This is a genomic window from Acidobacteriota bacterium (genome assembly GCA_018001935.1).
GTDB lineage: Bacteria > Acidobacteriota > JAAYUB01 > JAAYUB01 > JAAYUB01 > JAGNHB01.
Genome location: JAGNHB010000030.1, coordinates 1 through 10,512, shown reverse-complemented (window position 1 = coordinate 10,512; position 10,512 = coordinate 1). Strand labels below are relative to the sequence as shown.

The following is a 10,512-nucleotide window of genomic DNA, read 5'->3' as shown; positions in this document are numbered from 1 at the left end:
CCCCCATCTCCGGTCTTCAGTCTTCGGCCTCCTGTCTCCTGTCTCCTGTCTCCCGCCTCCAATCCCTTTCTCCTGCCTCCAGACTACCGTCTCCCTGCCCCCTGTATTTTGAATTCTGGATTCTGGATTCCATCTTCCCCGTTTGTGTGTTTCGTGTGGTTCGTGGTTCAATTCCGTCTATTCCATGGTTCAATTTCCGTTTATTCCGTAATCCCCTTCCGCTTCACCCGGGTTGGGGCTTGACACCACCGCGCGGAACACGTTACATTGAGCTGTCGACATGAAAGGAAGGGGTTGAGCGGAGGGTCACGACGGTGCCTCTGGATTTCACCAAAACCCTGGAGAGTTCCCGCCTCCTGCTGAAAGCCTGGCGGCAGAGGGGGAAGGACGACTTCGCCCGGATGCTCGACGAGATGGCGCGGTGCATCGTCTCGGCCTCCGGCGAGAACGCCCGGGAAGTGAACGGGCGCTTCATGATCATCGTCAAGGGGATCCTGTCGGTCCTCTTCGTGAACCGGGCCGAGTTCATCATTCGCCAGTCGGTCCTGGTCTCGGAGAACTTCCTCAACGAGCCCGATCTCGGCAAGAAGCGGGAAGCCCTGGTGAGCGACCTGACGGCCTTCCTCCAGGATCTCGACGCCGAACGGTCGGACCACGCCTTCTCGGAGGGCGTGGTGCTCTACCTGAAGACCTGCCCGGTGGAGGAGCTTCGGAACGCTTCCGTGGAGTCCATGGCCGACCGCTTCGGCCTCAGCCGGAATTACTTCGCGGACAAATTCAAGAAAGAGAAAGACATGACGGTCCACGACGCCGTCATCGAGGAGAAACTGAACCGGGCCCTGCTGGCCCTCAAGAGCGAAAACGAGGAGGAGTCGGTACCGGTCAAGCAGCTCTCGTGGATGCTGGGCTTTTCCGACCCCGTCTACTTCAGCCGCCTCTTCCGCAAGCGCTTCGGGTTCAACCCCACGGAAATCCGCGACCTTTGAATCTTGGCGCGGGCTTTGTCCCAATGCAACCAACTAATCTCTGCTATCCCTGCGGGATAGGATTTCCAAGTCTTTCAAGCGGCAACGGTGGCTGACGCAACGGGGTTGAACATTCCCGATGCCGGACGGAGTCATGCCTGAACCGAAGCGAAAAGTTAGTGGCATTGGGCTGAAGCCCGCGCCTTGACGATATCGAGGAAGATTCTATTGCCGCCGGCTCTTCGCGGGTGTAGAATCGGCGCCGTGACTCAACGACGAACGAAGGACTCGTGAACGAAAGCGCCCTGAAGGAGGACCCATGGGAAAGCATTCCAAGACCAGCTGTATCGGCATTCTGACTTCGGGCGGTGACTGCCCCGGCCTCAACGCCGCCATCCGCGGCGTGGTCAAGCCCGCCCTCTCCGAGTACGACATGAAGGTCATCGGCGTCTACGACGGCTTCCGCGGCCTCGTGGAGAACCGGACCGCCTCCCTGGAGTCGGCCATGGTCAGCGGCATCCTCACCCACGGGGGCACGATCCTGGGGACCAGCCGCGACAAGCCCCACCGCCTGGAAATGGGCGGCACCCTCATGGACATGACCCAGGCCGCGGTGGACAACGCCCGGCGCCTGGGGATCCAGTGCCTCGTCTGCCTGGGCGGCGGCGGCACCTCGAAAAACGCCCTCCACCTCTGGAAGGCGGGAGGACTCAATGTCCTGACCCTTCCCAAGACCATCGACAACGACGTGGCCCACACGGACGTCAGTTTCGGATACGACACGGCCCTGGGCATCGCCACGGAGGCCATCGACCGCCTTCACACCACCGCCACGAGCCACCACCGGATGATCGTGGTGGAGATCATGGGGCATAACGCCGGCTGGCTGGCGCTGGGCGCGGGGATCGCCGGCGGCGCGGACATCATCCTGATCCCCGAGATTCCCTACTCCCTCGAGGCCGTGGTGAACCACCTCATGGAGCGGCGCCGTTCGGGCAAACGTTTCTCCATCATCGCCGTCGCCGAGGGCGCCCTCTCCCGGGAGGAGGTCAAGGCCGCCCGCAAGGCCGAGAAGGAAAAGGACGGCGGCAAGGACGAGAAGGAGAAGGAGAAGAAGGGCCCGGACCCGAAGGATGCCCGTTCGAAGAAGGAGGACGGGAAGGCCGATCACGGGGCGAAGCTCAAGGAGTCCCACCTCGTCCAGGAGTCGAAGGCCAGCCGTCTGGCCCGCCAGATCCAGATGATCACGGGCTTCGAGGTCCGGGTCACCTCCCTGGGCCACGTCCAGCGGGGCGGGATCCCCTCGCCGGCGGACCGTCTGCTCTGCACGCGCCTGGGGACCGCCGCCGCGCAGCTCCTGGCCGAGGGGACCTACAACGTCATGGTGGGGGTCCGGGGCGACCAGTGCATCCCCATCCCCCTGGAGAAAGTCACCGGCCGCGTCAAGACCGTCCCGCCCGACCACCCCTGGGTGAAGACCGCCCGGCTCGTGGGGACCTGCCTCGGGGACGGCAAGTAGCCCCGGGAGGGTACGGTGACCTCTCCTGCGCCCTCGCCAAGGCGCAGGGCCCGGCGCGAAAGCACGATGTCCGGCATCGCTCCCGGAGCGCGTCGGCCGTGCCGCCGTCACCCCCCTGCCCCGTGCGCCCGCTCCGTGCCCCCGTGCCTCCGTGAGATTCATTTCCGGAAACAGCGCTCGCCAAGGCACCGGGGCCCGGAGAAGAGGCCGGTTTCCCCTCTCATTCCCTTGACAACGGTTCCGTTTTAGTCAAGAATGCGGCACCGGAAACCCCGGAAGAGAGGCCCCGGCCCATGACCCTGGCCTTCGATTTCACGAAAACGCTCGAAAACTCCCGCTATCTGCTCAACGTGTTCCAGAACCGCGGGTTGGGCGTGTTTCGGAAAGTGCTCTGGGAGGTCACGGACGTGATCCTGGAAGACGCCCGGGGCGCTCTCCCCGTGATCGACGGGCGCTTTCTCACCATCGTGTCGGGGATCCTGTCCGTTCTTTACGTCAACCGGTCCGACCAGATCATCCGGAAAAATGTCCTCGTTTCGCAGGGATTCCTGCACGAGAACGATACGGAAGCGAAGCGCGACCGTTTCGTCCAGGACCTCGCCCGTTTCCTGGAGACGTACCTCGGCGAAGCCGGTGGCCGGGAGTTCTCCGAGCGGGTGATTTTCTTCCTCAAGACCTGCTCCCTCGAGGAACTCAAGCAAGTGAGCACGGAGACCCTGGCCGAGCGTTACCAACTGAGCAAGAACTACTTCGCGGACAAATTCCGCAAGGAGCAGGGGGCCACCCTCCACGAAGCCATTTCGGACGAGAAACTCAACCGGGCCCTCCTGATCCTTCGCAACGAGGGCCGGGGTGTCTCCGTCAAGAACCTCTCCTGGATGCTGGGATTTTCCGACCCCGTCTACTTCAGCCGCCTCTTCCGGAAACGCTTCGGCATGTCGCCCGGCGAAGCCAAGGCCCTCTGAGCCCGGGGCCCGCCCCAATCCCCCTTCCCGGAAGCCGTCTCAGCCCCCCGGCAGGGTGTCGAGCACGGCGCGGATGGCCTCGGGGGTTTTCAGCCGGGTCGAGGGGTTGCGGTCGATGAGCTGCGCCACGAAGTCCGACACCGGTGCGGGGATGTCGAACTGGAAAACCCCGGGGGGCGGGAGCGGGTCGTGGACGATGGCGGCGATCAGGTCGCCCTCGTCCGCGGCGTCGTAGGGGCGCCGCCCCGCCAGGAGTTCGTAGAGGATCATCCCGAGGGCGTAAACGTCCTGCTCGACGCCGGAAACCCGCCGGCCGAGGATGGACTCCGGCGGCAGGTAGTACACGGTCCCGGCGATCTCGCCGGTCCGGGTCAGCGTCGCCCCCCCCAGGAAGCGGGCCGTCCCGAAATCCAGTATTTTCAGGTTGTTTCTCAGCCCCTCGCGCAGGGTATCCGGCCCGGTCGCCGCGTCCCAGGGGAAGGAGGCCTTCACCATGAGGTTCTCCGGTTTCAGGTCCCGGTGAGCGACCCCCAGGGCGTGAAGTTCGTCCAGAACGTCCAGGAGGAAGCGGAAGACGGCCAGGGCTTGCGGGACCGTCTGTCTCCCCTTCGCCATGACCTGGCGGAGCGTCACGCCCTCAACGTGTTCCATGGCGATAAAGACCCGGTCGCCCGCACGGCCCTGCTCATGGATCCGGGCGATGTTCGGGTGCCGGACGGTTTCCATCACCTTGCTCTCGGTGGCCAGCCGCCGGAGGGCCTCGGCATCCAACTGGCTCTCGTGGAGCACTTTGAGGGCCACCGTCTTCCCGTCCCGCCGGTCCCGGGCCCGGTACACGGACCCCGCCCCGCCCTGCCCGATCCGTTCGAGGAGGCGGTAGGGGCCGAGGGAATGGTCCTGCCGCCAGAAGCGGAAGCTCTCCGACAGCCTGCGCCCCCCCCGGTAGAGGAAGTTCAGCCCGACGGCGGCGGCCAGGATCACCAGGACCTGGAACCAGAGTGTCTGGTGCACCTGGGGCAGGATCTCGAAGCGGACCCGGGTTTCCTCCCCGTTCCACGGCCCCCCGTGCCGGGACGCCGAGACGCGGAAACAGTACGCCCCCGGCGCCAGGCGGGTGTACGAGGCGTTCCGGGAGGGCCCCGAATCCTGCCAGCCCTCATCGAACCCGTCCAGCCGGTACCGGTAGCGCACGCTCTCCGGCGCGGACAGGCACAAGCCCGTGAACTGGAAATCGAGCCGGGAGGTCCCCGGGGGGAAGCGCGGCACTTCTCCCGATAGCACCACCGGGCTGGAATCCACCCGGCACTCCTCGATCCGGACCCGCGGCGGGGCGGCCGGCGGGGGGATATCCCGGGGCCGGACGGTCACCACGCCGGCGGGGGTTGGAAACCACAAGCGGCCGTCGGGCGTCCGGCACCCGGCGGACTGGTTCGCCCCGTTGCACTCCGGCACGGGCATCCCGTCCTGGACGCCGAAGACCTTGGGCCCAAGCGTGGGGATGCGTCCGTCGGCCAGGGCGTGGAGTTCCGCCCGCGGGACCTTCACGATGCCGTCGAGGCTGGTGAGCCAGAGGTTGCCCTCCCGGTCGTCCACGATCTGCAGAAAATGCTCGTCCGGGACCTTCAAGCGACCGCCCAGCCAGGTGAACTTCCCGTCCCGGTACCGGTGGATGCCCTTCCCGCAGAACCACAGGGTCCCGTCGGGGTCCTCGAGGATGGAGAAGAGGGTCAGGTTCCGGATCCCGTCCCTGCGGTCGAAAAGGGTCCACTGACCGTTCTTCAGCAGGGCCAGCCCGATCCCCGAGAGGCCGAACCAGACGCGCCCGTCCCCGCCCCGGACGATGGCCCGGACCTGTGCGTTGGGGAGGACGCCCGGCATCCGGGCGGGGACCAGCTTCCGATCCCGGAACGTGAACAGGCCGTTCCCGTTGGTGCCGACCCACAGGGTCCCGGCCTCGTCCCGGAGGATTGCCGACACCAGTGCCCCGAACGGCAGGCCCTCCGCCTCCCCGAAAATGCTGAAGCGCTGATCCCGGTAAGACCCGAAGTACCCCCAACCCCCGAACCAGAAGGTCCCGTCGGCATCGAGGAAGCCGGACCGTATCGCGACCTCGGGAACACCCTCCGCCTGGCCGTAGTTCCGGATTCCCGCGGGCGAACAGGAGGCCAGCCCGGAGTTGGTCCCGAACCACACCGCCTCGCCGGCGCCCGGGCAGACCATCCAGCAGAAGGGGTCCGCCACCCCCTCCCGACGGGTGAAGGGGGTGAAGATGCCGTCCCGGAGGCGAAGGAGGCCCCCGCCGTTGGTCCCGACCCACAGGTTCCCTTCCTGGTCCTCGAGAAGGCGGTTGAGCGTGTTGACCGGGAGACCGTCGGCGGTGGAGAGCCGTTCGACCCGCCCCTCCCGGTACCGGTAGAGCCCGCTGGTGTTCGTGCCGACCCAGAGGTTCCCGTCCCGGTCGACCCGGAGGCAGGTGACCCGCGAGTTCCCCGGCCAGAAGGCGGGGATGGTGGAGAGGACCCGGCCGTCCCGCAGGACGTGCACGCAGCGGTCCATGCAGACCCACAGGTCGCCCCCCGGCGCACAGTCCAGCGCCATGACGGAACTCCCCGGCAGCGGGCCGGCGAAACGCGACACCCGGCCGTTCCGAAGATACGCCAGGCCGAAGGTGTACAGGGAGATCCAGAGGGTGCCGGACCGGTCGACGCACAGCGCGCCGATCGTCTCGCCGGGCAGCCCCTCCGGCACCCCGATCCGGGCGGGGGGAAGGCCGTCCCGGAAGCGGAAAAGCCCGTTGTTGGTCCCGAAGTAAACGGAACCGTCCGGCGCCGCGGCGAAGGAGCCCGCGTGGGTGCTCTCGAAATCCAGGCCGGGGATGGGGACGGTCTCGAGGCGGTGCCCGTCGAAACGGGTGACGTTCCCCCCGTCGGCCCAGGCCCAGACACGGTCGCGGGCATCGACTCCCAGCGCCCAGAAGGAGTCCGACCCCAACTGGGGTGCTTCCGCCGTGCTGTAGGTCCGGAAGGTCTCGCCGTTGAAGCGGGTGAGACCGTTCTGCGTCCCCAGCCAGAGATGGCCGGCCCGGGTCTGGGCCAGGCTCTGAACCGACATCTGGGGCAACCCCTCCCCCAGGCCCCACGTTCTGAATGCGTACTGCGTGACCTTTGTCGAGGGGTTCAAGGGAAAAACCGGCAGGGAGGACGCCAGCGCCAACCCCGCCGCCAGGGTAAGCAACCGGAAGACACGCGGGGGTCTTCCCGGGAGCGGTGCGACGGCCCGTCGTTCCCCTGCCGGGAAGGCGGCCGGGCGCTTCACGGTGAGCCCTCGGCGGGCAGGGCCTCCAGCCGGTTCCGGCCGGCCGCTTTCGCACGGAAAAGGGCCTGCTCGGCCTGCGCCACGAGGTCTTCCGGGTCCGAACGCGGTGTCGGGACGAGGCTGGCAACCCCGAGGCTGACGGTGAGGTGGTCCGTCACCCGGGAGCCCGGGTGCGGGATCCCCAGGGACTCCACCGCCGCCCGGATACGCTCGGCCACCACCCGGGCCTCCTCCAGGCCCGTCTCGGCCAGGGCCACCCCGAAGCGGTCGTCCGCGAACCGACCGGCCAGGTCGTAGGCCCGGAAGGCGCAATCCCGAACGGTGTTTCCCACCTTCCGAAGGCAGGCGTCCCCGTTGTCACGACCGTTGTGCGCGTTGTACAGGGCGAAATCGTCCAGGTCGGCCAGGATCAGCGACACGGGCTTGAGGCTCTCCCGGGCGCGCTCCCATTCCCGGGTAAGCGTGTCCATCATCCGGTCCCGGTCGGGGAGCCCCGTCAGCGGGTCCGTATGGCTCTGCCCCCGGAGGGTGTCGTGTTCCCGGCCGAGTTGCGCCAGGGCCTCGTCCAGTTCCCGCGTCCGGTCCCGGATGCGCTGCTCGAGTTCTTCCCCGCCCCGGCGAACCCGCCGCGTGTGCAGGCGGAAGAGCAGGATCACCAGGAACCCGACGGCCACGGCGATTCCGGCGCGAAACCCGGCGGTCTGGTCAAAGCGGGGCTGGATTTCGAAGGTGACGGTATCCCCGGCCTCGTTCCACACCCCGTCGTTGTTGCAGGCGGTGACCCGGAACGCGTATCGTCCGGGCCCCAGGTTCGTGTAGTAGGCTTCCCGGCGGTCTTCCGCGTCGATCCAGCCCCGGTCGTAGCCTTCGAGCCGGTAGCGGAAGCGGACCCGCGCGGGAACGAGGAGGCTCAGGGCGGTATACCGGAAAGCAAAGTCCCGCCGGCCTTCCGCGATGTTGAGCACGTCCGTTCGCCCCGGCACGAGCGGGACCGGCAGCCGGTCGGCCTCCATGGATTCGACGACCACGGGCGGCGGGTGGGGATTTCTCGGAAGCCTGGCCGGATCGACCATCGCCACGCCCGCCTCGGTGGAGAAGCAAAGCGTCCCGTCGGGCATCCGGCAGGCCGCCCCGTTGAACCCCCCGTTGCACGACGCGGACCGCATCCCGTCACTCTCGTTGAAAACGGCCAGTTCGAGGGGGGCCGGCATCCCGTCGGCTACACGGCGCAAGGATTCCGCGGCGCACCGGAACAGGCCTCCGGGCGTCCCGAACCACAGGTGGCCGGAATCGTCGGCGATGACGGCGGCAATCGCTTCCCGCGCCAGGGGCGATTTCCCGGGGATGCCCTGAGCTTTCCCTCCCCGGACGCGGTTCAACCCGTCCACGGTCCCCACCCAGAGGTCCCCCCGATCATCTTCGAACAGCGTCAGCACGTAGTCGCTGGCCAACCCGTTCCCCGGGTGGTAACGGACGGCCCGTCCGCCCTCGACCCGGAACAGGCCGGAGCCGAAGGTGGCGACCCACAGCGCCCCCGAACGGTCCCGGGCCAGGGTGGTGACCGAGGCGTCCCGCGGGAGACCCTCGAATTCCAGGGCGACGGGGCGCGCGCCCGGCGTGTCGATCCGGTACAGGTTCGCCATGCGGCTCTGGCCGTAACATCCCAGGATCATCCCGTCCCCTTCCGCCAGGAGCGCGGTGATGGAAAAAGCCGCCCGCAGATCGTGAAGGGGCACCGGCTGCCAGGCCTGGCCCCGGAGGAGGTAGAGTTCGCCGCTCTTCGTGCCGGCCCACAGACGGTTGGATTTGTCCATGGCCAGCGACAAGGCGTGGACGGACCGGGATGGCCAACGCCCCTCGGGGACGAACCGGGCCCCGCCCGCGACGGGGCTTGGCACGCCCTCGCGTCCCGGTCCGCCGGGCCCGTCGCTCCCCGGCAGAAACCGGAAGACCCCGTCGGGACCGGCTGCCCGAAGCACCCCGTCGGGGCCGCAGAACAGGCCCCGGACCCGGAAGGCGGGGAGCCCCTCCGTCGCGCCGTACGTGGCGACCGCGGCGTCCCGGAGCCGGTGCAGCCCGCCTTCCGGAAGGGCGAACCAGAGGGCGCCCTCCCGGTCCTCGCAGATCCCCCGGACCCACAGGCCCTTGATCGCATCGGGGGCGAAGCGGTCGAGCCGGCCGTCCGACAGGCAGAAAATCCCGTCGTGGATCGTCCCGATCCACAGGCGGCCCCGCCGGTCCTCCCGGAGGCTCGCCAGGCGGGAAGGCAGGCCCGCGTCCGCACCGACGTTCCGGAAAAGGCCCCCTTCCCTGCAGTACAAACCGTTCTGGTGCGTGGCGACCCACAGGCGACCCTGCCGGTCGAGGGTGATGGCCCGGACCAGCACCGGCGGCATTCCCTCCTTGTCCTCACAACGGTTGAGCCGGCCGCCCTCGAAATGAAAGAGACCTTCCAGGGTGCCGATCCACAGCCCCCCGCTTCCGTCGGGGCAGAGGGCCGAGACGGCGGGGAGGGTGTCCTGCCCCTTCCCGCCGCGGTGAACGGAGAGCGCGCCGCCCCACAGGCGCGCCAACCCCCCGTTCAGGGTGCCGATCCAGACCGAGCCGTCGGTCCCTTCCGCGAGCGCCGTGACGGTGTCTCCGGGGAGGCCGTCCCGGCTCGTCCAGGTCCTGAATTCCCCCTGGTGGCACCGCAGCAGGCCGCCGCTCAGGATGGCGGCGTAGAGCGACCCGTCCCGCGCGGCGAGCACTCCGGAAACCAGGTTCATGCTCATGGCGGGGACGTTCTGCCGGTTGAAACAGACGCCCCGAACGCCGTCGAAACGGACGAGACCGTCGTCGGAGGCCAACCAGAGGTAGCCGTCGAGGGTCTGGGCGACTCCCCAGAGGTTGGAGGGGATTCCGTTCTCTTTTCCCCAGCTCTCGTGCCGGAGGGCGGAGAGAGGCGGCGTGGGGCCCGCGGTGAGACCGGGGATGAGGATCGCCATCCCGGCAACGACGCCGACGATCGCAATCCACCGGTTCCGACGGGTCTTCCCCCTGGGCATTCACCGCCTCGATCACGGGCTGAGGCCAAGCCTAGCCAAGCCTCACCACGATGTCAAGGCGGATTTCGGGGATTTCCTTCTCCTGCAAGGCGAAAACCCTGTGATTCCTCAACCGGCCGGAAACCCGGCCGGACAGGCGATCCGGTCGCATTCAGCAATGACACGGTCGGAAAAGCCCGGATTCGGATCTCACGGAGGCACGGGGGCACGGAAAGGAATCAGAAGGATTGTTGATTCTATTCAATACGATTTGCGTTTCTCCGTGCCTCCGTGCCTCTGTGAGAGGGGCACAGGTGCCAGGTTCTGTCTAAAGTGAAAGCGAAACCGCCCCGGCCGCTTCGGGTGCCGCCTACCGGTTCGGGGATTTGCCCGCACCCCTTCAGGGTGCGTTTTTTCCACCTCCCCCCGCCGCGTCCCGGGGGCGGCGACGCGGGCGCCCGGAACGTTCCGGCCTCCGGGCCGATCGGGACCGGCGCCCGCGTCTGGCCCCCGGCTGGGACGCCCCCTCCCCTTCGGGGCGGGGTCCGCGAACGTCCAATCCCGATCCGCGTCGGGACGACGCGTACGAACTTTCTGGTTCGCACGCGCCGTCCCGGCGCGGGGGTGGGGGGGCGAGGTTTGGGGTGGGGTTTGTGGTCCGCGTCGGGACGACGCGTACGAACTTTCTGGTTCGCACGCGCCGTCCCGGCGCGGGGGTGGGG

General features: G+C 67.9%; 5 protein-coding genes. 3 read left to right on the top strand and 2 right to left on the bottom strand.

Going from position 1 to position 10,512, the window contains the following annotated elements; translation table 11 throughout:
- The first annotated feature begins 314 nt into the window (after positions 1 to 314).
- The 3 genes from KA419_12165 (at position 315) to KA419_12155 (ending at position 3,449) form a co-directional block, all read left to right on the top strand.
- On the top strand, positions 315 to 986 hold the full coding sequence (locus tag KA419_12165; GenBank protein MBP7866691.1) for a helix-turn-helix transcriptional regulator: 672 nt from the start codon (positions 315 to 317) through the stop codon (positions 984 to 986).
- 298 nt (positions 987 to 1,284) lie between these two features.
- Entirely contained in the window at positions 1,285 to 2,484 is a 1,200-nt protein-coding gene (locus KA419_12160; protein MBP7866690.1) for an ATP-dependent 6-phosphofructokinase, read from the top strand.
- 293 nt (positions 2,485 to 2,777) lie between these two features.
- Positions 2,778 to 3,449 carry a helix-turn-helix transcriptional regulator gene (locus tag KA419_12155; GenBank protein ID MBP7866689.1) on the top strand — a complete coding sequence of 224 codons (672 nt, stop codon included), beginning with the start codon at positions 2,778 to 2,780 and terminating at the stop codon, positions 3,447 to 3,449.
- A gap of 39 nt (positions 3,450 to 3,488) precedes the next feature.
- On the opposite strand, the gene KA419_12150 is transcribed toward KA419_12155, so the two are convergent.
- Both KA419_12150 and KA419_12145 read right to left on the bottom strand, forming a co-directional pair.
- Positions 3,489 to 6,560: a protein kinase gene (locus KA419_12150; protein ID MBP7866688.1), complete on the bottom strand. Its 3,072-nt coding sequence runs from the start codon at positions 6,558 to 6,560 to the stop codon at positions 3,489 to 3,491.
- A 200-nt stretch (positions 6,561 to 6,760) separates the two neighbouring features.
- Positions 6,761 to 9,811 (bottom strand): diguanylate cyclase, encoded by a 3,051-nt coding sequence (locus tag KA419_12145; GenBank protein ID MBP7866687.1) that lies wholly within the window; start codon positions 9,809 to 9,811, stop codon positions 6,761 to 6,763.
- Positions 9,812 to 10,512 lie beyond the last annotated feature (701 nt).